General features: G+C 42.6%; 26 protein-coding genes, 1 tRNA gene and 1 CRISPR repeat array. Of the genes, 7 read left to right on the top strand and 20 right to left on the bottom strand.

The window, feature by feature from the left end; all coding sequences use genetic code 11:
- Window positions 1-108: 108 nt before the first annotated feature.
- The 3 genes from LW728_RS09970 to LW728_RS09980 form a co-directional block, all read right to left on the bottom strand.
- Entirely contained in the window at window positions 109-483 is a 375-nt protein-coding gene (locus tag LW728_RS09970) for a hypothetical protein (RefSeq protein ID WP_110578215.1), read from the bottom strand.
- Between the two features lie 42 nt (window positions 484-525).
- On the bottom strand, window positions 526-1,413 hold the full coding sequence (locus LW728_RS09975) for an alpha/beta fold hydrolase (RefSeq protein ID WP_004268196.1): 888 nt from the start codon (window positions 1,411-1,413) through the stop codon (window positions 526-528).
- A 79-nt stretch (window positions 1,414-1,492) separates the two neighbouring features.
- A complete protein-coding gene (locus LW728_RS09980) occupies window positions 1,493-2,200 on the bottom strand; it encodes an SIMPL domain-containing protein (RefSeq protein WP_004268195.1) in 708 nt (235 codons plus the stop codon).
- Window positions 2,201-2,639: 439 nt separating this feature from the next.
- Between LW728_RS09980 and LW728_RS09985 the strand changes: the two genes are divergently transcribed.
- Window positions 2,640-3,587 (top strand): RpnC/YadD family protein, encoded by a 948-nt coding sequence (locus LW728_RS09985; protein WP_004268193.1) that lies wholly within the window; start codon window positions 2,640-2,642, stop codon window positions 3,585-3,587.
- Between the two features lie 216 nt (window positions 3,588-3,803).
- Here the strand turns inward: LW728_RS09985 and LW728_RS09990 are convergent, their stop codons facing one another.
- Window positions 3,804-4,451, bottom strand: a complete 648-nt coding sequence (locus LW728_RS09990) for a PEP-CTERM sorting domain-containing protein (RefSeq protein WP_045356323.1) — start codon at window positions 4,449-4,451, stop codon at window positions 3,804-3,806.
- A gap of 250 nt (window positions 4,452-4,701) precedes the next feature.
- Here LW728_RS09990 and LW728_RS09995 point away from each other — a divergent pair, with 250 nt between their 5' ends.
- Window positions 4,702-5,304: a Uma2 family endonuclease gene (locus tag LW728_RS09995; RefSeq protein WP_287766534.1), complete on the top strand. Its 603-nt coding sequence runs from the start codon at window positions 4,702-4,704 to the stop codon at window positions 5,302-5,304.
- Between the two features lie 122 nt (window positions 5,305-5,426).
- Here the strand turns inward: LW728_RS09995 and murA are convergent, their stop codons facing one another.
- Window positions 5,427-6,740: a UDP-N-acetylglucosamine 1-carboxyvinyltransferase gene (gene murA / locus LW728_RS10000; protein ID WP_287766536.1), complete on the bottom strand. Its 1,314-nt coding sequence runs from the start codon at window positions 6,738-6,740 to the stop codon at window positions 5,427-5,429.
- Window positions 6,741-6,931: 191 nt separating this feature from the next.
- Here murA and LW728_RS10005 point away from each other — a divergent pair.
- Window positions 6,932-7,015: transfer RNA gene (locus LW728_RS10005), tRNA-Leu, on the top strand.
- A 62-nt stretch (window positions 7,016-7,077) separates the two neighbouring features.
- Window positions 7,078-7,869, top strand: coding sequence for a TrmH family RNA methyltransferase (locus LW728_RS10010; RefSeq protein ID WP_287766538.1), 792 nt, complete (start codon window positions 7,078-7,080; stop codon window positions 7,867-7,869).
- A gap of 75 nt (window positions 7,870-7,944) precedes the next feature.
- Here the strand turns inward: LW728_RS10010 and LW728_RS10015 are convergent, their stop codons facing one another.
- The 3 genes from LW728_RS10015 to LW728_RS10025 all read right to left on the bottom strand — a co-directional run bounded on the left by LW728_RS10015 (window position 7,945) and on the right by LW728_RS10025 (window position 10,036).
- Entirely contained in the window at window positions 7,945-8,715 is a 771-nt protein-coding gene (locus tag LW728_RS10015) for a hypothetical protein (protein WP_287766540.1), read from the bottom strand.
- 153 nt (window positions 8,716-8,868) lie between these two features.
- The gene (locus LW728_RS10020; protein WP_002737595.1) at window positions 8,869-9,054 is read right to left on the bottom strand and encodes a hypothetical protein; all 186 of its coding nucleotides are present in this window, start codon (window positions 9,052-9,054) and stop codon (window positions 8,869-8,871) included.
- A gap of 289 nt (window positions 9,055-9,343) precedes the next feature.
- Window positions 9,344-10,036 (bottom strand): Crp/Fnr family transcriptional regulator, encoded by a 693-nt coding sequence (locus LW728_RS10025; RefSeq protein WP_287766542.1) that lies wholly within the window; start codon window positions 10,034-10,036, stop codon window positions 9,344-9,346.
- Window positions 10,037-10,510: 474 nt separating this feature from the next.
- Between LW728_RS10025 and LW728_RS10030 the strand changes: the two genes are divergently transcribed.
- Entirely contained in the window at window positions 10,511-10,699 is a 189-nt protein-coding gene (locus tag LW728_RS10030) for a hypothetical protein (RefSeq protein WP_002737442.1), read from the top strand.
- Complete coding sequence (locus tag LW728_RS10035) at window positions 10,684-10,980, top strand: type II toxin-antitoxin system RelE/ParE family toxin (RefSeq protein WP_002737690.1); 297 nt, start codon at window positions 10,684-10,686, stop codon at window positions 10,978-10,980. The genes LW728_RS10030 and LW728_RS10035 overlap by 16 nt, the downstream gene beginning before the upstream one ends.
- 154 nt (window positions 10,981-11,134) lie before the next feature.
- On the opposite strand, the gene LW728_RS10040 is transcribed toward LW728_RS10035, so the two are convergent.
- The gene (locus LW728_RS10040) at window positions 11,135-12,571 is read right to left on the bottom strand and encodes a GTP-binding protein (RefSeq protein ID WP_287766544.1); all 1,437 of its coding nucleotides are present in this window, start codon (window positions 12,569-12,571) and stop codon (window positions 11,135-11,137) included.
- Between the two features lie 162 nt (window positions 12,572-12,733).
- Between LW728_RS10040 and LW728_RS10045 the strand changes: the two genes are divergently transcribed.
- Window positions 12,734-13,642, top strand: a complete 909-nt coding sequence (locus LW728_RS10045; RefSeq protein WP_287766546.1) for a transglutaminase family protein — start codon at window positions 12,734-12,736, stop codon at window positions 13,640-13,642.
- Window positions 13,643-13,886: 244 nt separating this feature from the next.
- Here the strand turns inward: LW728_RS10045 and LW728_RS10050 are convergent, their stop codons facing one another.
- From LW728_RS10050 to LW728_RS10100, 11 genes are all read right to left on the bottom strand, one after another.
- Entirely contained in the window at window positions 13,887-15,515 is a 1,629-nt protein-coding gene (locus tag LW728_RS10050; protein ID WP_287766548.1) for an RAMP superfamily protein, read from the bottom strand.
- Between the two features lie 5 nt (window positions 15,516-15,520).
- Window positions 15,521-15,928 (bottom strand): hypothetical protein, encoded by a 408-nt coding sequence (locus LW728_RS10055; RefSeq protein WP_287665550.1) that lies wholly within the window; start codon window positions 15,926-15,928, stop codon window positions 15,521-15,523.
- A gap of 19 nt (window positions 15,929-15,947) precedes the next feature.
- Window positions 15,948-16,775 carry an RAMP superfamily CRISPR-associated protein gene (locus LW728_RS10060; protein WP_069474141.1) on the bottom strand — a complete coding sequence of 276 codons (828 nt, stop codon included), beginning with the start codon at window positions 16,773-16,775 and terminating at the stop codon, window positions 15,948-15,950.
- Window positions 16,776-16,917: 142 nt separating this feature from the next.
- Complete coding sequence (locus LW728_RS10065; protein WP_287766550.1) at window positions 16,918-17,136, bottom strand: AbrB/MazE/SpoVT family DNA-binding domain-containing protein; 219 nt, start codon at window positions 17,134-17,136, stop codon at window positions 16,918-16,920.
- A gap of 188 nt (window positions 17,137-17,324) precedes the next feature.
- Complete coding sequence (locus LW728_RS10070) at window positions 17,325-18,308, bottom strand: type III-B CRISPR module-associated Cmr3 family protein (RefSeq protein WP_004268164.1); 984 nt, start codon at window positions 18,306-18,308, stop codon at window positions 17,325-17,327.
- 10 nt (window positions 18,309-18,318) lie between these two features.
- A complete protein-coding gene (locus LW728_RS10075; RefSeq protein WP_287766553.1) occupies window positions 18,319-19,743 on the bottom strand; it encodes a Cas10/Cmr2 second palm domain-containing protein in 1,425 nt (474 codons plus the stop codon).
- A gap of 7 nt (window positions 19,744-19,750) precedes the next feature.
- Window positions 19,751-20,782 (bottom strand): SAVED domain-containing protein, encoded by a 1,032-nt coding sequence (locus tag LW728_RS10080; protein WP_287766555.1) that lies wholly within the window; start codon window positions 20,780-20,782, stop codon window positions 19,751-19,753.
- Between the two features lie 15 nt (window positions 20,783-20,797).
- Window positions 20,798-21,400: a Uma2 family endonuclease gene (locus LW728_RS10085; RefSeq protein WP_287766557.1), complete on the bottom strand. Its 603-nt coding sequence runs from the start codon at window positions 21,398-21,400 to the stop codon at window positions 20,798-20,800.
- Window positions 21,401-22,049: 649 nt separating this feature from the next.
- Window positions 22,050-23,407: a CRISPR direct-repeat array (repeat unit 36 nt; unit sequence CCTTACCTATTAGGTCAAATAGGATTAGTTGGAAAC).
- Window positions 23,408-23,593: 186 nt separating this feature from the next.
- Window positions 23,594-24,184: a hormogonium polysaccharide biosynthesis acetyltransferase HpsU gene (gene hpsU / locus LW728_RS10090; RefSeq protein WP_046661380.1), complete on the bottom strand. Its 591-nt coding sequence runs from the start codon at window positions 24,182-24,184 to the stop codon at window positions 23,594-23,596.
- A 5-nt stretch (window positions 24,185-24,189) separates the two neighbouring features.
- Window positions 24,190-25,140 carry a glycosyltransferase family 2 protein gene (locus LW728_RS10095; protein WP_004268158.1) on the bottom strand — a complete coding sequence of 317 codons (951 nt, stop codon included), beginning with the start codon at window positions 25,138-25,140 and terminating at the stop codon, window positions 24,190-24,192.
- Between the two features lie 150 nt (window positions 25,141-25,290).
- The gene (locus tag LW728_RS10100) at window positions 25,291-25,956 is read right to left on the bottom strand and encodes an urease accessory protein UreF (RefSeq protein WP_287665531.1); all 666 of its coding nucleotides are present in this window, start codon (window positions 25,954-25,956) and stop codon (window positions 25,291-25,293) included.
- Between the last annotated feature and the right edge of the window lie 69 nt (window positions 25,957-26,025).

The following is a 26,025-nucleotide window of genomic DNA, read 5'->3' on the forward strand; positions in this document are numbered from 1 at the left end:
TGTGTAAGACAGTACATGGTTTTTTAACTGTGGTATGCGACGGTGGTGGAAGCAGAAACTTAAATCGTGAGGTTTAGGAATCGCCGCACTTTTAGGGCGGCGAGGATGTCAACTGTTAAGACCGCAGTTTCCCCGCGACCAACCCCATTCTTCCACTCCCACGGAAATTTGCGAACCGGGACGGACATCTCCTTTGGATAAGTCTATCAGAGTGACACTGACTGCGGCGAATAAACTGCCCCGATAAATCGGCTGTCCTTTGTTGTTGGTATTTTTAAAGCTAAGGCTAGAAACTTGGGGAGGTTGACCGGAGCGCGTCCAGCGAATGCGCTCAAAACGTCCATTGATAAATTCTGCTGAATAGGACCAACCGTTATTCATGCGGCCTCGACAAAAAAGCTGTTGTGTGGCTACGGTAGGGGGAATATTGACAGATAAACTCAGAAGGCTGAAGGTAGCGAGAGCGATCGGCAAAAATTTCATAAAAGTTGGCACTATAGGGTCAAATAATCCTATTATAAGTTTTTAGTTCGCAAATTTAACTATCGCGGCCGCGGTAAGTTCCGGTTTTTCGAGATGGGGAACATGACCACAGCGAGGAATCCAAACCAGTTGATTATTGGGTAAGGCCTGCTGAAATATCTTCGCGTCTTTTGTGCCTAAAATTTGATCGTTTTCTCCCCAAATAATCAGCGTTTCTCGGTTTATTTGGCTTAATTTCGGCAAAAATGCCCCATAACCGCCACTTTTGGTAAAGGAGATTAAAGCCTCACTCCAGTGGGGACAATTCAGGTGCAGATTGGCACAGGTGCAAGCATCAACAGTGGCCAAAGTTGCATCAAAATAGGCAGTACGACTGATATTTTGACGCACGCGGGGATTGGCTAAAAAATTAGTTGCCCACTTATCGAGGGGAGAAAACATCAATTTACCCAAAACTGGGGGGTTAGCTAGTCCTGCGCTGTCAATCAGGACTAATTTTGCCACTATTTCCGGGTAGGAGAGGGCAAAATCTAGGGCCACTGCACCCCCCATGGAAGCACCGACTAAAATTATCGGTTCTGCGATCGCAGTTTGCCAGAAATGGTAAAGATGGCTTTTAATAGTTTTCGGAGATACTTGTAAATCTGGGTATCGCTCAGTAAAACCGAAGCCGAGTAGATCTATCGCCCAAGTTTCCCTATTTTGGGCGAGTAAGGGTAGTAAACGCCTAAATTCCAGCAGGGAACTATCAAAACCGTGCAGGAGAAGAAAAGGCGGTTGACCTTGCCCTTGTTGACTATAGGTAGTTAGAATCGATCGAGGATAGATGGGGCTATCGATGGCAATTTGTTGGATATTTTGGAGGAGAGCAAGGGAGGTATCTTCACTCAATCCCTCCCTAACAGTGGGTAAAAAGTTGGGATAATTCACGGATGAGGGCGAAAGTTTGATGAGGCAACAGGCAAGAGGCAGTTAGATATGTGTAGTTAGTTGTCTCTAGCTACAGATGTTAATAGCTAATTTCGAGGGTGACAGCAGCGCGCAGGGTTTGTTCCCCTCCGATAACCGGGCTACTGGCAGCATCGGCACTCCGAAAAACCGCTTCTGAGCGGGCTATTGGCACGGGATTACTGGTATTACCCACTTGGATAGAAACCGTTTCTTTCGGCACTAAACCGAGGGCTTGTAACACGATTGTAGCCTGTTCTCTAGCTTGTTCCGTGGCTTTGATGAGAGCGGTTCTTTGGGCAGCTGCGATCGCTGATTCTCCAGCAGTAAAACTGACCCCATCGATGCGTGTTGCCCCGACTTTGACCGCTTCATCGATTAAAATCCCCGCTTGGGCTATATCAACCTGAAAACTAATCAAATTAGCCCCGATATAACCGATTAAACGTCTTTGGTTGTTGCTGAAGTCGTAATTGGGCTGTAAACTAATGCCAGTGGTTTCCAATTTTTCCACTTGACGGGAACGGAGAAATTTAACCACCGCATCGCTACGATTGGCGGTTTCCCGCTGCACCTTACCCGCTTCTTTGCCTTGAATTTCTACGCCTAAGCGCACTATTGCTTGAGAAGTGGCGATATTTTCTATTCCTTCTCCCGTTACGGTAATTGTCCTCAATTCTCTTTCGTTTGCGTAACTAGGCATAACTAATCCGGTGTTGATGAGGATAAGGGACAGCAAAAAAGCCAAGCAAAATTTTCTGTAATTCATGAAAAATCCGTAGCGATCGATACTATATTTCGATTCTAGCCTTTATTTTGGGCAATTGAGTGGAAGATTATCCCTTTTCTGTCACTTTCGCAATATTGGTGACTAAGCTCTGGGAACTTGAGAAGGGGCATTTAAGCAATGAGTGTGAAGAACCACAGAGACACAAAGAACACAAAGACCGATCGCTATTATATAAGTAGGTAGGCGTTAAAAGTTATCAGACACCCCCCTTATCAAGGGGGGATTAAGAGGGGATCGGCACCCCCCTTATCAAGGGGGGCAGGGGGGATCGAACCTAAAATCCATTTTTAATTTAATTATAACCAGCTACTTAAGTTAAACTTATCACACAGAACCTAGAAGAGCCGATAAATTCTCAAAACTTGCTATGATCTAACAAGATTGTTAATGCACTTTCTCGGATTAATTATCCCCTGCAATGACTCGCCAAATTCACGACCAATTTGCCAAGGAATATTTAGAAGAACTCTTAGCGTCTCTAGGGACGATTAAAAAGAGCAAGAAAGTCAAGAGTGAAGTTCAAGAAATCGATGTCTGGTTTGAACCAGCCAGTTCAGCATCAAGGACTGAATTACCCTTGGGCATACTCGCTAAAATGGCGGCGACTTGCTGCTTATTTGAACCCTTCCGTAATCCTCCCTCCGAGGTAGAGATTCGCAGCTGCATCTCAAAGTTATATGCGGTTCATGGCGAGGTCTTGAGGAAGGCGAAACGGACAAACAAAACTCTAACTGAAGCTGAACTACCAGTTCTCTGGATTTTAACGCCTACTTTTTCGGCGAGAATGATTGAAGAAGTCGTGGGAATCCCCCCTTCATTCCTACCGGAAGAGGGGATGAAAGAGGAGTGGGGAAAAGGAGTTTATTTTTCCCCTAGCCTGTTCAAAACAGGAATCGTCGCCATCCATCAATTACCAGTCAATGAGGAGACTTTATGGTTGAGGGTACTAGGGAAAGGAGGGACGCAAAAACGGGCAGTAGAAGAATTAGTGCAATTACCTGAAGGTAATCCTTTCCAAGAGAATTTACTGGAAATTCTGGCCAACTGGCGCAAGAGTTTGGAATTAAGAGATAATTTAAGTGCCGAAGAACAGGAGGACATTATGAACCTATCACCAGCTTATTTACAACAACGAGAAGAGTGGAAACAAGAAGGAATACAAGAAGGGATACAACGAGGCAGTTTAGAAGGACAACTATCCCTGATAACCAGTCTTCTGGAAGGACGTTTTGGCAGCCTAGATGCAGAATTATCTGGTCTGGTGGAACAGATTGCCCAACTTCCTATCTCGGAACGCACCGGGTTACTTCTTTCTCTGGCTAATTTATCTCGCTCAGAACTGTTAGAAAGATTCAGGGAAAATTAAACTTTCACTCCCCCTAAGCTAGGAAAAACTATTCCCAAGCATTAATGGTAGTATATCTGCTGAATTATGGGCAAATCTCGCTCGCAGAACACATGAGTAGAAAACGGGTTTCTCGGAGAAACCCGTTTTCTGTGCGTTACTCAACGGATTTAGTATGACAACTGATAAAAACCCCTCTAATTAATGAAAGGGAATTGTCGGATTTTATTGATGGTATTAGGAGACTTTTGTGGTTTCTTTTTCTGAGGATTTGGAGGATTTCAATTGGCGCTTGAGGGTTGAAGCTGCGCCGAGAGTGCCGAGGACGAGGAGACTGAGGGTTGAGGTGGGTTCAGGCACTAGCATAGTACCGGTGTTGGTATTGGTAAAAGAGAAGCTCAGGTCATTGTAATTAAATGGACCATTAAACAGATCTTCAAAGCTGACTAAAGTTTTGTTTGGCATCCAGTTTTCTTGCACTCTGGCATGAGTCTTGTTGTCTGGATTTCGGCTAGCGGGTCCGGTAAAAAAGTTATTCCCTGTATTTTGGACAAACAGTCGGAATATCAATTCAGCACCGATAGAAAAAGAACCTAATGATACCGTACTACCCACTGTCGAAGAGAGATTATTGAAGATAAAAAGATCGTTAGAAAAATCTCCATCGTCACCAGGGTTGCCTAATCCATCAAGCATTAAGTACAAACTGTTGCTGAACGAGGCAGAATTGCCCTCATAAGTCGCTATTACTGGAGAAGTATTACTTACCAACACTTTTATCCCTTCAGTGCCTGGGGATGCTATGGGAAAGGAATATGCCGCCATCGGAGCGGAGACAACCGCCCCAAAAACTGCTCCTAGTGAGAAATACCAAACGTGATTCATTATCTTTCTCCTGTGTTAACTTTACAGTGTTAATTTCACGTCCGTATGATACACATTACCCCCCCCCACAAATGTATTCTAAGCTACATTTTTATAAATATTTACATTACTCTCCGTCAGGCTTCTTTGGCAAGGTTAAGAGCGATCGCATTCTATCTTTTGGTAGTTAATAATGCCGTTGACAAGAGCTAAGTTAAGATTGAAGGGCATTCAGTTGTTAATTCGTGTAATTCTTGAGTAGGGCGAAAATATGACGACACTACTTGTACAAGCGACCTCGGCTCCTTTGATGATTGATCTTCCTTGGATTATGCCGATGACGGAGGAGCAATTTTATGAATTTTGTTTAGCCAATCGAGATTTACGCATTGAACGCAGTGCTAGTGGAGAAGTGATCGTTATGCCTGCTGCTTTTTCAGATACGGGTAATCGCAATTTTAATATAGCTCTGCAACTGGGGAACTGGTCAGAACTAGATGGAACGGGGCTTGGGTTTGATTCTAGTGCGGGTTTTACGCTGCCCAATGGTGCGACTCGTTCACCGGATGCTGCTTGGATTAAATTAGAACGCTGGAATGCTTTAACAGAAAAACAAAAAGCCTCTTTTGCCCCCATCTGTCCCGATTTTGTCATTGAATTACGTTCTGCTAGTGATACAGTATCCAGTTTGCAGAAAAAGATGGAGGAATATATTGCCAATGGTACTTTATTGGGTTGGTTAATCGATCGCCAAAATCGCCAAGTCTATATTTATCGCCCCCATCGAGAACCGGAGATTTTAAATGCTCCTGAAACCATTAGTGGTGATCCAGAATTGCCGGGGTTTGTATTAGTAATGGCTAAGATTTGGTAAATGCGATCGCTGATGAAAGGTTCCGTCAATATAGAACAGCCAAGCACGATTAACGCTGTCCTATATTGTTTCTCAAGAGAATCCACTCAACATCGATAGAACAGCGATAACTAATCATCCTGTTAAGATTGGGTCAGGGTAGCTAATTCTGAGGCCAAAGGATCAACCCGGCGTAAATTTGCCCCTAATGCTCCTAATTTACCCTCTAAATTATCGTAACCTCGATCGAGGTGATGGAGTCCCTGCACAATAGTAGTCCCCCGGGCTGCCAATCCTGCCACCACCAAAGCTGCCGAAGCGCGTAGATCCGTGGCCATCACCGGCGCCCCGGAGAGGAAAGGCACACCGCGCACTAAAGCCACATTTCCTTTGACCTTTATATCTGCTCCCAGACGCTTTAATTCGGCCACATGACGCAGACGATTTTCAAAAACCGTCTCATTAACCACACTACTGCCCTCGGCTAAAGTTAACAGAGCCATAAATTGGGCCTGCATATCTGTGGGAAAACCGGGATAGGGCAGGGTTTCGATATCGGTGGCTTTTAAGTCTTTAGGGATAATCCGGAGACGATTAGGACCATCTTCCACCACTTCTGGACCGATTTCGTGCAGTTTGGCAATTACCGAAGCTAAATGGCTGGGAATTACGGGATAAAGACTAATTTCTGAGCGGGTAATCGCCCCGGCTATCAGTAAAGTCCCGGCTTCAATGCGATCGGGAATGATACTGTAATCGGTACTGTGCAGACGGGAAACTCCCTCGATGACAATTGTATTGGTTCCGGCACCGCGAATTTTTGCCCCCATGGAAACACAAAAATTGGCTAAATCAATCACCTCTGGCTCCTGGGCTGCATTGCCGAGAATGGTTTCCCCGTCCGCTAAAGTCGCCGCCATCATTAGGGTTTCCGTCGCTCCCACACTGGGATAATCCAGATAAATATTCGCCCCTTTCAGACGACCATTACCCTTAACGCGGGCGTGTACCATGCCACCATCGATTAATACATCTGCACCCATTGACTGTAGGCCCCTAACGTGCAGATCCACCGGTCTGGCCCCAATGGCGCAGCCGCCGGGGAGGGGAACTTTTGCTTCTCCTAAACGGGCTAAAATCGGTCCAATGGCAAAAAAACTGGCCCGCAACTGGGAGACGAGATCGTAGGGTGCTTGAGCTTGTTTGAGGTCTCTGCCATCAATCTCTAGTCTATCTCCGGTGCGACGGACCTGCACGCCCAAAGCCGAGAGAATTTGACTCATCCGCTCGATATCGGCTAGGGCTGGTACATTACTAATCTGGCACTCGTCGGAGCAGAGTAAAGCTCCCGCCATAATCACGAGAGCGGCATTTTTGGCACCACTGATCTTGACTTCACCCCGGAGAGAGTGACGACCTTGAATTTCTAAATAGGGATGCTCGGTATCGATGGTCATAGGATGATTCATTTATCTTAGTTGGGAGTCTTGGCTAAGGAAAGCTTCGGTAAAATGAGACTGCATCTTATCAGATTTTTGAGGAAATTATTGGTGATTCTACCCCGAAAAGCGATTTTTGTCTTAATTATCTGAACTATCTTGACTTATGGATTGTCCGATAGTATAGTAGGAGATTGTGAAAGAAAAATGCGGAACTGGCGGAATTGGTAGACGCGCTAGATTCAGGTTCTAGTGTCTGCAAAGACTTTCGGGTTCAAGTCCCGAGTTCCGCATTATCTCCCTCAAAACGTAGTTATTTAGGGCAGCCCTAGCGGGGTGAAAAATCCGATTGGCTATGATTAGCAGTGTTCAAAACCCTTTAATCAAGCAAATTCGCAAGCTACACCGCACTAGAGAGCGACAGGAGCAGAATTTGTCCTTAATTGAGGGAACCCACTTACTAGAGACGGCTTTAGCCGTGAATTGTTCCCTAGAGACGGTTTGTTATACTGAAAAGTGGCAGCAAAGACAGGGAGAATTAGCAGAGAAGCTTCAAAATCAAGCGAAACGAGTCGAGATAGTTTCCCCGGAAGTCCTCGCTTCCCTAGCGACAACGGTTAATCCCGATGGTGTGATTGCCACTATTGCCCGTGATCACCTTCATCCAGTCCCCCAAAATCCGCTACAATTGGGCTTAGTTTTGGAAAGATTGCAGGATCCGGGTAATCTCGGCACTATTATCCGCACTGCCGTGGCTACAGAGGTACAGGGTATCTGGTTAAGTCTCGATAGCGTCGAAATCGATAACCCCAAAGTGATCCGCAGTTCCGCCGGGGAATGGTTTCGATCGCCCCTGGTGGTAGAATCGGATTTATCGGCTTTAGTGAAAAAATATCAAGCACAGGGGGTAAAAGCGATCGCGACTTTACCCACAGCCACCAAAAGCCACTGGGAGATTGATTTTACCCGTCCGACTTTAATATTATTAGGCAATGAAGGGGCTGGTTTATCACCCCAATTAGCGACTTTAGCCGATGAAACGGTGAAAATTCCCCTCTTTGGTGGTGTGGAATCTTTAAATGTTGCGATCGCTACTGCTGTCATCCTCTACGAAGCTAGAAGACAATTAAGCTGCCCGCGCATTTGAATTGCTTGTTGAGATGAGGCACTCATGCAAGGGGCAAGAGGCAACAGTAAAGAGATTGGGGGAGATTTAGCCAATCTAAGAAAGTGATAGCAAAGTAGCGATTGCGGGGAGCAGTTTTGCACATGACTCGGCCAGTTTGGCAGCATCGGGCAAACCGGCAATCGTTCCTTTGAGAATTTTCAAAGCAGTTTTTGCCGCTTTTTGGAGTGCATTATCTTCAGGTTTCTGTCCTGCTTCTGCCAAGGTTTTGACCTGTTCCATCGCCTCCGCTTTATCTTCCGGCGTTAGGTGGGATTCATTTTTGATCGCAGATTGAAGCTGTTCGAGCAGTGTGGCCAGTTGAGTTGCTTCAGGGGTATTCGTCGATTGCAGTTGACCGATGCTGTTCGTGACCACACCGCTAATTTGTCCGAGTGCAACCCCGGTCATGGTTTGGTTTTCGCCTGCGGCGGCAATTCCGCTCACGTTTCCCTGTACGCCGCTGATGTTGACGTTTCCTTTATTTTCTGTCATAGTTTCTCCAAAGTTGTAATAGTTTTCCGCGTAAAGCTTTGGGCTGGTGTCGGGTTCAGCAAAGTTAGAATCAACCGCTTCATAAGCTTTTCCTGTTAGAGTGCCCTTGTATTGATTCTGGCTTTTTTGTTGCCATTTAATATAACCATATTCTTCTAATATATCGAACGTTGCGAATGTGAAAGGAGGCCAGCTATCAGAACCCTTGTAATCAACCCAACCATAATCTGTAAGATTCCTAATGTACCAAATACTGTCCTCTTTAAGATTACCAGCCCGTACTTCTTTAACTATCCATTGCAAAAGGTTTTTTTGTTTTTCTGTTAAGGTCATATTTATACCTCGAAAAGTAAAGAACAGTACTATTATACTATTTACTTTTGATTTTCGTAACGGGAATTTGCTAAAACCGACCTTTATATAAATCCCTCGGATAGGTGAAACTGTTTCTATGAATAGTGAAATTTGAGACAGTCAACCAATTTTTTACACTTCCGTTTTTTTGGCAGATTTTGGCGGAATTTGGGCGGCTGTTAAGGTGACGATTTGGCCATCTTTGAAAATGCTGATAGACTCTCCTAAGAGGCGGTGTCTCTCAATTGCTTCTGCGATTGCGACTCTAACACCTGTATCGATTCGTTCCGATAATTTATCAGGAATTGGCTCAGTCATAAGCTATCTCGGTTGTTTGTTGCCAGATAGAGGGGTCATAGATTTCTGGGGTTGCTGATTGGCGATGGGAATCTTCTTGTGTGGGGTTTTTAAAACCTAGAGCCAAACTAACTTTTGGATAGGATGCACAGTTTGGTGACTTTCTCTCACTTATGATGAGCAGCAGAAGTTATTCAAAGAGGGCGAATGCAATTCGCCCCTACAATAAACAATATTATTGCGCCAATGGTAGGGGCGCATCGCGTGCGCCCAAAATGTCCTAGATAGATATTTCTCCAAAGCAGAAAAATTAATTCTGACTCAAAAATAAACTGGGCAATCCGATAAGATTATCCTGCTTAAAAAAGATCGAATTTTGTTGTCGCAATTTACCGATTAATCTTGTTACTGTTACTCTGGTAGTGCCGATGGCGCTGGCAATTTGAGCGTGAGTTAGGGGATAGGGGAGATAATACCCTTCCCCACAGGGTTGACCGTATTCTTCCAATAATAAAACCAAGAACCCCATTAATCGATCGAGGGAGCGTTTTTGACCGAGAATACTCAACCAAAATAACTTACGCTGGTATTGATGGCGAAAAGTTTCCATAACAGCCGATCGCAATTGCGGCCATTTTTCTAGGTCTTCCCAGTATAACCAGACTAACTCGGTTCCGTCTAGATGAGCTTGGGCTTGTAATTGAAAGGGAAATTGAGAAACAATCTCAAAAGGTTGACCTGCACCCACAAAACCGAGAAATACTTCCTCACTATCGGCAATAGGTGGTTGACGGGGGAATTTTTGGTCAATAACGTTAACTTGTGCCTTACCAACAATACGAATCGCCCCAGATTCCACAAAGTATAACAGTCCGGGGCGCGTGGCTACTTTTTCATCTTTGGCAAAGGTATGGTTACGATAATGGGATTTTGCCCAGTTAAAGATTTCTGTTTCTTGACCGATTAAGGGTATAAAATCCGACGAAGGAACCGAAGAAGACATTAAAATTAATAACCCACTGGGGCGTTGAGGGAACTGTAAACTAATGTAACAAAAAATTGCTGCGATTGGGGGGGTCTTGTGGCCGCTAGATGGTTATCGGTCAATAATGCCTAGAAGTCGCGGGGATTGGGCAGATAGGGGAATTATTAAGCATTCTTAACAGAATACCCGCCCCAATGTTACAAAAGCTAGATAATCAGCTTATCTATTCTTAACTTTTTCTCGCTTTTCCGGGGACTATGGCATAAGATAGGATGCGTAACTATTAGTTTTCTATCTATGATATAGCGTTTCTCTTAAAGATGAAGTATAAAGAAATTTGGCATTATCTCTTGGCGACCAGCTACTGTTAACCGTTCTCTGTTCCCTAAAACCAGATACTTCGTACCTCACTATTAAGATAACTGCCCATAGATGATAGTTGATAGATAATTTAAATTTATACTTTTCCTTAAAAACTTCGGTCAAACTTGTATGAATAGCATTAGACAAAAAGTTGAATCCCTCTTGAATCAATTACCAGATGATTGTTCAATTGAAGATATTCAGTATCATTTATACGTTCTGGAGAAGGTGCGTCAAAGTTTGAACGCTGCCTCTCTGGAGAATACAATCCCCCAAGAAGAAGTTGAGGGTCTTTTAAACAAATGGCTGATCGAGTGAATTATCGCCTTGTCTGGTCGCCCAAAGCAATTGAAGACGTGGATGCGATCGCATCTTATATTAGTCGAGATTCCCCGTCCTATGCGGCGGCCGTCGTGCGTCGAATTCTTGATATAAGCTATTCTTTAGAAAATTGTCCCCTAGAAGCGAAAAAATGCGCTGAATTTAGTGATGATACAATCCGAGAAAAGTCTGCCTATGCCTACCGTCTGATCTATCAAATTCAAGGGGCGGTAGTTATTATAGCGGCGATCGTCCATAGTAAGCATTTCTTGGATTGATCGAGTCAGTGATCAGTGATCAACCATTAGGAGTCAGGAGCCAGGAGTCAGGAGTCAGGAGTCAGGAGATTATTTTTATTTATTCTTCCCACTTCCCACTTCCCACTTCCCCACTTCCTAATTCATAATTCATAATTCATAATTCCCACTTCTCCTAACCCCCACCCGCCAATTTTGAGCCTAATTCCCGCTTAATCCGGTTGAGAATCGAGGTTTCATCGAGGGAATCGAGAATACTGGCTACCACTGCCTTCGGGCCATCGGGTCCCCAAGTGGCCCCATTAGCGAGATAGGTTTTCGTCACTTGGCCGATCGCGTAACAGGATACACCGGCAACTCCCGCTTGAGTCAGGGCGATCGAAGTATAGGGAAGGAGAGAAATGCCGCCAGTGGCAGGAATCGAGAGGCCAAGCAGTCCTTTGAGGGAACTTAAGCCCAAAACCGCTAAAAATTCGCTGGCACTAATACCCCCCATATTGAGGGCAATTTTTTGTAAAAGAGCGATCGCCCCCTGACGAGTTAAATCGATGCCGTATAAGCGAGAAAGAGCGAGAATCATGGCCAGATCGATAACTGCTCCCGTAAACAGATCCAACACCGTCACTGGATTAAGAGCGATCGCCGATGCTTTGATCATCACTGCTTTTTGAATCAATTGATTAGCCCCGCGATCGCGGATAGCCATTTTGCGGGCGACAATTTGCTCGTTTACCTCGTCCGCATACAGCATAGAATTGAGTGCTACGAGCGATTTACCCTCTCGCTCTAGAATTTCCAAAATTTTGAGTTTCAGAGCTTCTATCTGGGGTTTTCCCCGAAATCGTTGCGTTTTTAGCCGCCCATCCTGCTCCTTGACGGTATCCGTCAGGAGGGGAGAGGCTGCCACCATAACAATCTCATCGGGGGAGAGTAATTCTTTCACCCGTTCTGAGGCGATTTTCTCATAGATAGCGAGGCGATCGACTTCCGGATACTGATCGATTTTATTAAAGACCAAAATCATCGGTTTTCCCGCTTCGCGTAACTTGGCCAAGGCGGAAAATTCCACTTTGGTCATATCACCGGAGATGATAAAAAGGATTAAATCCACCTGCTGCGCCACCTGACAGGCGAGAATTTCCCTCGTTTGCCCATCTACCTCATCAATACCGGGAGTATCAAGCAATTGCACCTGAGCATTACCCTGGCCGTTCAGGGTCAGACGCGCTAGATTGGGGAAAGTATCATCGCTGCTTAACTGCCAATTTACCCCTTTAATGGTGCGGGTAACTCCGTGTAAAGGACCGGTTGTAAAGATTTCTTGACCGACCAGAGCATTTAAAATCGAGGATTTTCCCCGGCCCACCAGACCAAAAGCGGCAATTTGAATCAGGGAGCGATCAAGTTTTTCCAGCAGGGCCACTAGGTGATCGATCTCCGCTTCTAGACCAATTTTCTCGATCGAGGTAAGATCCAGACGATCGACAAGTTTGCTCAGAGAATTGCGTGCCTGATTGTAGTTGAGTTCTTCTTGAATAGTGCCGACACCTCGAAGTGCTTGTTCTAGGTCTTCGGTATTCCAAGCTCGATCGAGGGACGGGTCAGAGGTCATTTCAGTTATCAGTTATCAGTGATTAAGTAGGTGGGTGTTAAAAATTGTCAGATACCCCCCTTATCAAGGGGGGATTAAGGGGGGATCAAGGGGGGATTAAGGGGGGATCAAGGGGGGATTTATCTTCAATTATAACCAGCTACTTTATTAAGGATAATCAGGATGAGTGTCATCTACGACTTGGAACACATCACCACCTATCATTATCGTAAACCGGTAACTTTTGGGGAACATCGGGCGATTTTTTTGCCTAGTGCCGGTCACGGTGAAAGAATTATCAGTTATTCTGTAGAAGCGAATATTGCCGCCAAAACGCGCTGGACTATGGATACTCTATCTAACAACGTGGTAGAGCTTGAATTTGCTGAACCAGCGTCAGAATTAATCGTTACCTGTCGATTACGGGCGGAACATTTTGGCTTAAAAGCGATCGCTGATTTTCCCCTGGATCAACGGGCGATCGAAATTCCCATCCAGTACACCCCCGATGAATGGTTAGATCTGGTGGTGTTTATGCGTCCCCACGCTGAGGATGCCGACGGCAGCTTGGCAGCTTGGGCCAAAAGTTTTGTAGCGGGGGACCAAGATGATACCCTCGATGCCATGGCAAGAATGATGGCGGCTATCAAAGATAATTTTACTTACCAAGCCCGGGAGAGTGAAGGAACTCAATCCCCCGGAGAAACCCTGCGGCTAAAGTCGGGAACTTGTCGCGATTATGCTTGGTTAATGATCGAAGCTTTGCGAAGATTGGGTTTAGCCTGTCGTTTTGTCAGTGGCTATCTCTACGATGCTGCCCTCGACGGTGGCGAAGTGGGGATGACTGGCTCTGGCGCTACCCATGCTTGGTTACAGGTTTATCTACCCGGGGCCGGTTGGCGTAATTATGATCCGACTAATCAAATTACCGCCGGCTTTGATTTAATTCGAGTGGCGATCGCTCGTCATCCCGGTCAAATCATACCTCTTTCTGGTTCTTGGTTTGGTGATGCTGATGACTTTTTGTCTATGGATGTTAAAGTAACCATTCGCAAGTTGGGGACGCTGCCGGATTTTGATCCCAGGGAATAGGTTGAATTATCGGGTTTTTTCTTGACTGGCGATCGCAGAAAACGGGTTTCTCGGAGAAACCCATTTTCTACTCATGCAATAAAGCGAAGATTGCCGTTGGGTTATAGCATTTTTATCGATTTTTGTCAAGATATATTTGACACAATTTATTATAAAAAGGGTTTCTTTTAGAAACCCTTTTTCTGCTTTCCAACTAATCCTAATTTGTCATTAATTTTGCTTAGGTGCTTAACTATAAACGGGATTATTTCGGCCAAATTTTTTGAAATTTTCCCTCTTGACCATTATTCTCGTCTAGAAAACCTAAAAAATAAGCACAATCATCAGAGTCATCAGGAAAAATTGTTAATAATTCTAGGTATTGATGATTATTTTTGGGATACATTCGATACCAAAGACGACCAACTTGATTGATATTTTTTGTTACTATTCCTGTCACCGAGGTTTTATAGATACTTAAATTATCCAGTTTTTGATAGGCTTTGTGAAGCCATTTTATGGCTAGGGAATCATCTTTATCTTCGGCAATTCTTCCCCAAACTTCGACATTTTTAGGATGCCAACTTTCTCGCCATTTAGCACTATTATCGGGAGTTATGGGGATATTTTCTTGTAAGGACATCCATTGTTTAGCAATAGTGCGAACATCTTTGATAAAGGGATGAACATGAGTTAAATCTCTGACTTTATTATCGTTGATTAAAGAACTTTTATCCCCCCATTGCCAATGACAGCCAATTAAGGGTTTATTGGGATAATAATCCTCATAGAAAATACTATGATCTGCTCGTCGCCATGATTTACCAAATCCTCCTAATAACATGGCAAAACGAGTGAGAAAACAAATTAATTTTTTTAAGCATTCTTGCTGGTTTTCGGGGAGAGATTGGGTGAGAATCCAGCGTAATTCTCCTGTTACTGTGTAGGTGGGTTCCTTGTAACCCTTGGCAAAGGTTCCTAACTCTAGAGATTTGACACAAAAATCGACCGCTAGTAAACCTTGGGTTGCTTCTCCGTCAATTCCTCCAAATAGCTGATTAACTAACTTTTCGGCATTTTTAGCATCAGTTAAACCGCCAAAAATACGCAAGGAATGACCGCGAATTGCTCCTCGAAAAATATTGGGTCGAAATTCCCTTGCACCATCGAGGCTTTTAGGAGCCATTCCTTGGCCTTTCAGAAAACATTTATATAAAGGTTCTTTGGAAGGTTTAATGTCTTTTGGCAAGCCGTAACCGCTACTAACACGGCATCCTAGACCAGATTCTAAAGCTCTTTCCCAGATAGTCCAAATCTCCTCCCAATCGGGTTGTTCTATTGAGGTAGAAATGCCAAATTTTAGGGTAGGTTGATAGAGAGAAATTAAAGCAAAACCACTTTCTCCACTGGGTTTTTGTCGAGTGTTTGGGGTTTTTACTTGCCATCCCTGTTGCGGGTGAACAATATCTAAAAGATTTTCCGTCCAATCATTAACGGGATAACCGCCATGGAAGCGCAAAAGACTAGGGTTATCGCTATCTTTTTCGAGGTGATAACGTTGTTTTTGTTCGGGGGTGCAAGCTTGACAAAAGGCTCCTTTCATGCTGGAACCGGGATAAAATGGTATGCCATAAGCACCCATTACAGGCCGAATTATTCCTTCATCTTGTCCCCCATTAGTGACGAATCGCCACGATATTTGATATTCTTTGGTTTTTACTTCTTGACCAAATTGGGGATGATTTTCATCGACTCGTTCTATCCATTCTTTTACCCATTTTTGGCTATCATTTTCATCTTTTTTAGAGTCAATATATTGTAATTGCGATCGCCCTTTGGTTTGTGCGCGAAACATCAGGGGGATTTTGTCACCAATATCGGGAATATTAACCATATAATTTATCGCTCCTTTGTTCCTTTATATCTTTGAGTCCACCAAACTAAACAATCGCATAGTTGCGTTAAAACAGCGAGGGTAATTCTCTGGTCTTCTAGCTTTAATTCCCAGAGTTTTTCTGCCATTGCTTGAACAGATTCGGTATCATTTATCTGTACGGTATCGTTAGGGATAGGAATCCCCGCTTCTGCCATGGTTTCGACTAATTTATCCCAAGTTTCTTTCCAGTATTGTGCTTTATTGGTTTCCTTGGATTGTAAGCGCAGATGTTCACCCCAGAATCTTTCTAGTCCATAGGAAACGGATTCACGCATTTTAAAAGATTGATTGAGAGAATCTCGATCCCGTAGTTTGGCAGCGAGAACTAATTTCTGAGCAATGCGATCGAGATTGTATTCTTTCCAAGCCATAATATTAGATAAAATGTAATTATTGATTAGCGTAGTTTAAAATAGTAACTTGGCAACGACCAAAACCGATAGATTCTAATCCTCCGAAATATAATTCTTTTTGGTTTACCGATTCTCCAAAAGGTTGCCATCCTGTTTCTTTGCAAGCAATGGGAAAAACTAAAATACTACCCACGGGTAAAGCTTCCACATTGAAAAAAGCTCCTTTTTCTGTATCCACTTTTTTCTGACCTTCTAGTAGTTTAACCCTGCTTTGTCGGTAGAGTGCCATATCGTGCAGCATGGATATATCGTTATCATCAACGACGACTAATTGAGAAGCTTTTAAATCCGCTTGCGGGGGAATCCAGGGGGAAAGCTCCTCTAAGTGTTCAATTTCGAGAAATCCTAAGTTAAAAAATAAAACTTTGCTATTGCGGTTAACTCCCTGCACTACTCGCGCTTGTAAACTAGGGGAAGCAGTATAGGGATTGGGTACTTTTGCAGAGATTCCCGTGATTTGTTTATAGCGTTTTAATAATAGGGGAGAAGTGACCCAAACTATCGGCTGCCCCGGACAAAATACCGGCAACCAAACGAGGGAAGCATATTCAAATTTAACTTTTGCTTCGGTGGTTCCTCCGTCTTCTTGTCCTGGGATTGTTTCGTGTCCGTACCATGTACGTTTTTCATCTATATTGTTCATATCGGCACGAAAACGGCCGCGAATAGAACTACCGGGGATAATTGCTGTTTGGGTGAATTGGTCACGAAAAATGAGGTTAAGATTACCCGTTTCTTCTCCTGCGGTTGCTCCCACATGAAGGGGTGCTAAGGTTTCAAGTATGCCATAACTTTTGTGATACATTTTTGGGTAAAAGTGAGTATTTTAGATGCTTAGGGATTATTCTAAACTAGGTTAACATTAATGTCAGGATTTTCTAAGATTTTGTTAATATTTTATCGTGGTATTTAGGCTATTAGGACAGCACAAAGCTATAGATTTATTCCTAATCAATTGCAACACCCTTTAATAATTCATCGATTTCTTTAGCCATTTCCTCTGTGTAAGGAGTGAGAGAAGAAGGGTTTTTAAAGGCATCTTCTACCAAAAAATCTAAAAACATACGCATCATTTTATTTTTGCTAATTTTTGAGCCTTGATTATTACCACTTTTTCGATAACCTAATAAAGCTTTTCGAGGAAATCTCGTTTTTACTTTTGCCATAGCTATCACTTATACTCGTCTCATTTACCCTACTCAATAATTAGCTGGTTATAATTAAATTAAAAATGGATTTTAGGTTCGATCCCCCCTGCCAACTTGATAAGGTAGGGTTGATTCATGAATCAACCCTACCCTTGATAACGGGGGTGTCTGATAATTTTTAACGCCTACCTACTTAATTATAGGCTTTATTTGGCAATATTTTCTAAGGGTAAGGCTAATCCGCAGCCCCAACGTTTGAGAGAAACCCCTTCGCTGGGGAACCAAGATTCCTGCCAATTTTGCCAAGATGGTAAGGGGTTTTTTAAGCGATAAACTGTTCCTGCGGGAACTGCATAACGTCCCCTAGATAAGCGCTTAACTTTATCTTTTCCTCCGAATCGATAACGATAGGTTATTGGTCTTTCGGTGTTGAGGGTTTCTAATTGCCAATCACTGGGATTGCGAGTTGATAGGCGATTTGTTCCCCAGATTGCGGCAGTAATGAGGGCAAAATATTGACCGACATCTTGATTAAATAAAGTTTGGAGATGGCTGCTTAGTTCAAGTGATTTAACTTCCACTAGATGGGATTCTCCACCAAAGCGATACCAGCCATTTTCTAGGGGTTGATTAGCTAAATAAACTAGACAAGCATCTGGATGTAACTGGACGGCATTTTCGAGGAATAATTCTCCAGTTTTTACCTTTCTTTGCTCCTCTAACAAACGCGGATGGAGATGGGGATGATATTGCCACGGAGAACCATAGGCTTTTTGAGGATTATACCATTGGTTGATAGGAATCCAACTATCTCGATCGAATTTTCCCTCAATTTGTTTACTGTCTTTCTCTTGCCATTTTTCTTGCCATGTTAAGGTGTGTTGAATTTTTCCATTGTCGTTATTTTCTTGGTCTTGAAAATAATTTGCGAGGGGTTTTTTAGCCAGATAAATAAAGGGAGTGGGGACAAAAAAGTTATCTGGTTGTTCACTGTTTGCCCAAAAAGGGCCGGCAATTTGTAAATCGCGAATATTGGTGGGATTGCTGTGAGCAAATAGTCCCGAAACTGTGGCAGCAGTGGGGGGAAAACGATTTCCTGAACGTCCAACTAGATTTTCTGGAGACAGAAACGGACCGGCGCTACCGTAGAGAAATCCCAAAGGTTTAATTATGATCAGATATTGCAACATTTTTCTATGTTTAGGTGAGATGATTGACCACTTTTGAGAGGTTAATTACCCAGTTATTTCTATCTTGGTGAGAGGTGGTATCGATGGGTATATTTTGATTAAAATAAAGGTTAAAAACTGCATTGGCAATATCGTGATTATCATCGGTAAAAGCGCGGCGATTTTCTAAAGTTGCTATATCACTATAGAAATGTGTCCAGTTTTTTCCTTCACTGCGATCGCAATAACTATCGAGGATATCTTTTAAGTTTTCCCAGGGACAAACCCACTCTAAATAGTTACCACTGTTAAAAAGAATTCGCACCGCGAGACGATTTTTACCTTGATTTTTAGCGGATTTTTCTGCTTCTCGACATTGTTGCAATATGTCACGCTGAGGAACTCCTGAAGCTGCCCAAACAAAACCGACGCTAACAGTTATATCCTGAGAATAACCGTGTTTTGGCCAGATTTCCCGATGAAATTGATCAAACCAATATAGACAATCTTGTAGGGTTAATTTTGGTTCTGATTTTTGTGGAAACAAAACCCCTAGAAAGTCATCTCCTCCTCCATAAATAATGCGACCAAAGTTAAGATAATTTTCTAGTTCTTCTCCCCATTGTCGCATTCTTTGACTAAATTCTTTTCTTGAGGATATGGACAGATTTTTTAGGTAATTTCCCATCCCGTCACCGTCCCCTTGAAACCATCCTGTATAGGATTTTTCCTCGTAGCGATTTAGTTCCACAAATTTTTTAGGAAGTTCTAGGTTTAAAGGCTTGCCAATATCATATAATGTAATCATTCTTTTGACTAATTCGGGAATGCTAAGACGTTCGGTTTCATCGAGGATAGCATTAGAAAGTTTTTGACTTAATTGCTGATAAAATTCAGTGATTTGCTGATTTTGTTGGGAAATACTAGAATATAAAGGATGGGTTTGATCCGTCATTCCATACCAAACAATGGCATCGGAACCCGATAAGCTAGAACTTTCTCCTTGCCAATTAATTCCCGTCCAATCTCGTTGATATTTTTTCTGTTGCAGACTTTTAAACGCACAATCGATCGAGTCCTCTTGCGCCCAGAAGAATTCCCAAGTATGATTAATCCATAGGTTCCATTCTCGTCGCCAAGTATAATTGTATTGTGGTAAATTTTGTTCAATCCAAACCCGACACTTATTAACCACTTTTTGCCATGCGTCATTGAAGACTTGTTCGGCTTCTTTTTTGGGAAAATTACCCGCGATTAAGATTTGGTTGGGAGTTCCTCTTTTAACGTCAATTAAAGCGGGAGAAATAAGGCTACATTCAGTATATTTATCCGCTGCCTGACAGATAGCATCGGCAAGATAGGATAATAAAAAAGAACCACCGTATAAGTCCCTTAGTTTACGCGATTTTTCGATGAATCCTTGCACAGGAGCAAAGGTAATTACAGTATAGTTCATTTTATCTTTATTGTCCTCGATAAAGTTTAAATTCCTGAAGATTAATAAGATTTCTGTAGGTAGAATTTTCGTATTGAGTTAGGAGAATTGGCCAGTATTGTTGAACGGCCATTCCGACAAGTATTCCCAAAGTTATAGGCATGGAATAAACTAGCTTAATCTCTTGATAGTTTTTTTGTTGAGCGATATTGATAGTTTTAAAGATTTCTCTAGAATATTGTAGCCAATCTTCATTTTTTTCAATTGTACCACTGCCTTTACTTTTCAGATAAATTAAATCGCCGTAGTTTTCAATACTCTGATCATTAAGATTAATTTTATGGGAAGAAACATCGATGGCTATAGTTACTCTATCTTGACCTTTTTCGGTGACAACACGCTCAAATTTTTCGTATTCCTTAATATCTTCTTTAAGTTTGCGATCGCTAATTTCCACCACAGGATAATAACTATCAGAAGATTTATTATATTGAAAGATTTTTACTCCTTCAGTAGCGAGAATAGTGCCGACCATAATAGCGACGCTAATCGGACCGATATAGGCAAGATAAATAATAGTATTTTGGGGAGTTTTTTTCTTAAGTTTCTCTAGATTATAGCGTAGTATTTGCAGAAAAGCTTTCAGCATTTCTTGATCATAAATATCACAGGAGTAGTTAAAAATTAAATCTGTTTCGCTAATATTGAGATACTGGTCAAGATTATTTTGATGATCTTTGTATTTATTTTCTGTTTCGATGATATTAAAAAGCGATTGCAGAGCCTTATTACTATCGGCAGGATTAGCAATATTAATCACTATCGGTAGAGGAATCGCCTGATGTTTATAGAGGTCGTATTTCTGAGATTCTAGCCAGATACCGATGATAACTAGAGCCAAAGTAATCAGAAAAATTAGATAATATCCCTGGCCAAATTGATCGGCAATTAGTGCCAAAATAGCGGCGATGGCTAATGCTGCATTGGTGAGGGGATTAAAGATAATATTATAGGGATATTGACGCAGATTACTCAGGACATTTTTAAGAGATTTCAGCATAATTTTACTAGAGATTTAGGGCATAATATCGAGAAGACACAGAGACAATTCGGGAAAAACTGCCGAACTAATGCGCTCATAAAGACGATATAATTTTTGTTGATATTCATCACCTTCTAGCTGACAAATAGTCAAAGTAGGCTGTTTGGGTTTACCGATAAAAGAGATGCCACCCAATCCACGAAAATCGACAATCCAATATTCAGCAATACCTAAAGATGAGTATTCTTCAACTTTGCGTGCATAATCATCTTGCCAATTACTACTAACCACTTCTACCACTAATTTAATTGCTTGGGAGCTAGTTAAAATTGCTTGTTTTTCCCAGAGAGATTCGGTGCTAAAGGCCACTTCATCCAAAATGATGACATCGGGACGTAAAGCAGTAGCTTGACCCGATTCTGGACGGAGCAAACAGTTTTTAGGAATTGTCCAGGGTAGATGTAATCGCAAGATTTCTCCCCACAGTCTTCCTGCGATTTTTCCCGCTACGGATTCCTGAGGTCCAGTGGGTTCCAAGTCTCGCAACTCCCCGTCAATTAATTGATAGCGTGGGTCATCTCCATACTGGTTTAAAAAGTCTTCAAAAGTGAATAATTTAGGAGATAGGTAGGTCATGATTTTTATCGGATTAGACCTAAAGCTTGTTGTTGTTATCTATGATACTGATTGCTCGCCAGAATCGGGGGATTTTTGGGGTTAAAAAATCCTTAAAAAAAACTCCCACCCCTGCTACCCTCCTTAATCAGTAGCTAGACAATTAAGTAGGTAGGCGTTAAAAGTTGTCAGATCCCCCCGCCTATCGGCACCCCCCTTATCAAGGGGGGCAGGGGGGATCGAACCTAAAATCCATTTTTAATTTAATTATAACCAGTAAGCAAAATTAATTACACATCGAGAGGCGGAAACTGTACGCTAAAGTAGTAGAAAGGGTCAATCCTCAAGAGGATGATGTGCGCTTCTATGGGATTTCCGAAGAAGCTGTCTCTAGATTGTTGGTGATGGGAGGTTCTCCTCCTCAACCACCCCCAAATCTCTACATCATCTAGCTTGTCCCCCAACTCTTGACTGAAAATCGATGCACCCCCTCCCCGACCTAAAACCCCGATTCTCTGGTTAGATGTGTCGATTGCTCTCCCAGTCAGGGTTCTACCCTTTGGTATCGGGACTTTTACCCCCCCCAGGACCACTTTTTAACCCTCTTTTTGCAGGTGCGTCGATTTGGGGGTCTGTCTTCCCCTCTCGATGAGACTTTCCAAGGGGTACTCCTTACCTATTAGGTCAAATAGGATTAGTTGGAAACTTTTTAAGGAAAGCTTATTCTTCTAAAGAAGAACACCTTACCTATTAGGTCAAATAGGATTAGTTGGAAACTTGTGTCGTCTTTTCTTTTCGACTCCTCTATGGTGTTCCTTACCTATTAGGTCAAATAGGATTAGTTGGAAACTAAGCCCTTTGCGCCCACTGATTATTGGAAACAATCCTTACCTATTAGGTCAAATAGGATTAGTTGGAAACAAGTCGATTTTGATTACTCCTGTAGTTTTGCCAGTTCTGTCAGCCTTACCTATTAGGTCAAATAGGATTAGTTGGAAATTCGTAACAGTAATATTTTGCCGAGCATTCAAATAAATCCTTACCTATTAGGTCAAATAGGATTAGTTGGAAACTTGGTGTTTGCAGGGATCGGTCCTGTCGTGACTTCGCCTTACCTATTAGGTCAAATAGGATTAGTTGGAAACACTACAAAATTAGAGGCTATTGCTATAGAAAGCATAAACCTTACCTATTAGGTCAAATAGGATTAGTTGGAAACCGTTCTTGGGTTACCGTGTCCATGTCCGTTGTGAAAGCCTTACCTATTAGGTCAAATAGGATTAGTTGGAAACTTTGTTGCATAGTCATAAACAAGATAGACGATTTCCCTTACCTATTAGGTCAAATAGGATTAGTTGGAAACGATTTCCTTTTTGATACTACTAGGGCCGCACGCGACCCCTTACCTATTAGGTCAAATAGGATTAGTTGGAAACTTTGCACCCCCAATTCTCGATAGGCATTTTTGACTAAATTAGCCTTACCTATTAGGTCAAATAGGATTAGTTGGAAACTCTTGTTCGTTTGAACTAATCTCAATCCAAGCATCGCACCCTTACCTATTAGGTCAAATAGGATTAGTTGGAAACGTTTCGTACCATTTTAGCTTAAATTCTTGCGGTTCCCTTACCTATTAGGTCAAATAGGATTAGTTGGAAACGTCCAACTCCGAGTGGAGTGTTTGGCTACTATGGACCTTACCTATTAGGTCAAATAGGATTAGTTGGAAACTAGAAAAGTAGGGCTAATTCATGAATTAGCCCTACTCTTACTCCTTACCTATTAGGTTAAATAGGATTAGTTGGAAACGCTAGTGCGAGCGAAATAAATAGGATGATGGCATATCCTTACCTATTAGGTCAAATAGGATTAGTTGGAAACCCCTTTCTAACGAGGGACGCCCGCTTTAGGGATATTTCTATCCTTACCTATTAGGTCAAATAGGATTAGTTGGAAACTGTGCTTCCTCACTTTGCGCTCGAGCAAAGCTTTCCTTACCTATTAGGTCAAATAGGATTAGTTGGAAACTAGAAAAAGGGTTTCTTTATAAACCCTTTTTCTAATAAATTGTGTCAAATAAACAAGATAAAAAATGTTAAATATATCTTGACAAAAATCGATAAAAATGCTAATTAAATTACGAACAGCTTAATATGTCCCGTGGGAAACAGTGGGGCAAAAGCGAGCGGAAGACCGCCAAAAATGCCTCTTAGCTTAACTACTATAAGAATTCATCTTTCTATCGTATTGAGGACGACAGGGACTACCCCAAGCAACCTTTTGAGCGGGAATATCGGCAAATACGCTGCTTCTTGCCCCAATAACAACATTAGAGCCAATTTTTACCCCCGGAGCCAAAAAACAATCGGCCGCGATCCATGTACCATTACCGATGAGGATGGGAGTGGTTTTTAAGCCAAAAGAGCGATCGCCGGGATCGTGACTGCCAGTGCAAAGATAGCATTTTTGAGAAATCACACAATGACTGCCGATGGTAACATTATCTAAACTATAAATCACCACATCATCGCCAATCCAAGTATAATCGCCGATCGCCACTTTCCAGGGATAAGTCACCCTTACCGTCGGGCGAATTTTCACCCCAAGGCCGATTTTAGCCCCAAATAGCCGCAAAACAGCGCAGCGAAAGCTATCCATCTGGTGCAAACTGAGGGGAAAAAGAATTCCCTGTACTAACCACCAAAGTAGGATAATTGGATTAGAACGACCGCGATCGAACCAAGATTGATCGTAGGTACGCAGATCTAGCCACGCTTCCTCATCGGTGCGGATTTCTGGAGACATAGGACCTATTTAATCATTTCTACCGGTTGAGGTTCCGAGGGTTTAATCGGGGGATTAACATGGGTATTAACGTTTAATTTACCGCCAAATCTCCGTAATTCGTACAATTTAACCCCAATTTGGTATTCATACTGACTCAAAAGACGACCGTAGATATAACCAGCTTTGCCATCCAAGAAACCGAGACGGATAACATAAAAGAGAATAAAGCGCAGCAGCGGTTTAAAGGGCAGTTTTACCCAAATTTTCTTTAAAAAACGTTTTCTCTGCACCGCATCACCGAACAAGTTCGCTCCGATCGTGCCACTTTCGTCATTACCCGTGAGAATATTGTAATAAACCCGGGCCTCCCAGTTGGAATAACGATTATGTCTTTCTAACCAATGATAGATATCGCGGAAATCGATGTGCAGCATATCATTTTTCAGATACCCCACCTTGCCATCGAGGATAACGTGTTCGTGAACCTCGTTATCTCCCGTGTTGGGGATATCTTCCGTGTTTAAATTCTCGTATCTGCCCGACTTATGTTTAAATAAGCGCAGATTCCAGTCGGGATACTTGCCACCATAACGAATCCATTGTCCGAGGAAGAAGACGCGACGATTGAGATAATAACCGTTATAGTTGGGATCTTGGATCACGGTGGCGATTTCGTCCCATAGTTCGGGGGTGATTCTCTCATCACAATCGACGATTAATACCCATTCATTGCGAAAAGGCAGGTTATCAAGGGACCAGTTTTTCTTTTTCGGCCAACGACCATTAAAATAAAATTGGACTACATTGGCCCCATAGTTGGTAGATATTTCGATCGAGCGATCGCTACTTTGGGAATCGACGACAAACACTTCATCAGCCCTAGCAACACTCTCTAAACAGGCGGGAAGGTTGGATTCCTCGTTTTTGGCGGGAATCAACACCGAAACGGGAATTTTTTCTGATTGACTAAACATTGGTACACTGTGGCTAGGTAGAGTGTTCGCACCTTTCCTTAAAATCCTTAGTTACTCAGAAAGCGAGAACTAAGACCTAAGATTTTTTTTTAATCTTACTATACCTTATTCGGTTTTTTCCGTCATTCTCCTGCTCTCCTCTCTAAATTTCTAACTGCGAAATAGACGACTATACTGGGTTTCGTGGTTCATACTGGCAAAACTTAGCCCCCAACTCCAACTGGTCAGGTTTTCATCGGCTAAACTGATAATATCTGCTGTTGCTGTTAATAAACTGGGCTGTAAACCGATCAGAAGCGATTGTCCTAGGGTTTGTCCAAGGGGAATTAAACGCAATCCTGCATTAATTAAATTACTTGCCCAACTGTGTAAATAGCCTAAAACCGCTAATTCTTCCCCAATTTGCCAATGACTTGCCCCGATCGCAAAGGCGGTGGCATAATTGGCCTCTTCTGGTAGATTATCTCTGGCCGGTGCTAACTCTCGCAATAGGTTTAACAGCGATCGCCCCATTTGCCAGCTTTGTTGTCTTAATTCGGCCGTTTCCCGCGTTGCCGATAACCAATTATCCCAATAATTAAGTTTTGTAAAATCCTCTTGACAAAAACAACGATATACCCTTAGCAAAACAGCCGTTTCTAAGCGAATCGAGCCTTGACAAAGCGATCGCTCTAACCAATCATTCAAGGTGGCACTATTGGAGATAATCCCCTTTTCGACGAGGGTTTCTAGCCCTTCGGAATAACTATAGGCCCCCACGGGTAAAATGGGACTAGCCAATTGTAATAAACACAAAAGTTCTTTTTGATCGAGCATAGAAAACCGAGAAAATTGTCCCTAACACAATTGAGGAAATGCTTGGCACTTCGGTATGTAGATCGAGCC

The sequence above is a fragment of the Microcystis sp. 49638_E5 genome (genome assembly GCF_021300285.1).
Lineage (GTDB): Bacteria > Cyanobacteriota > Cyanobacteriia > Cyanobacteriales > Microcystaceae > Microcystis > Microcystis aeruginosa_C.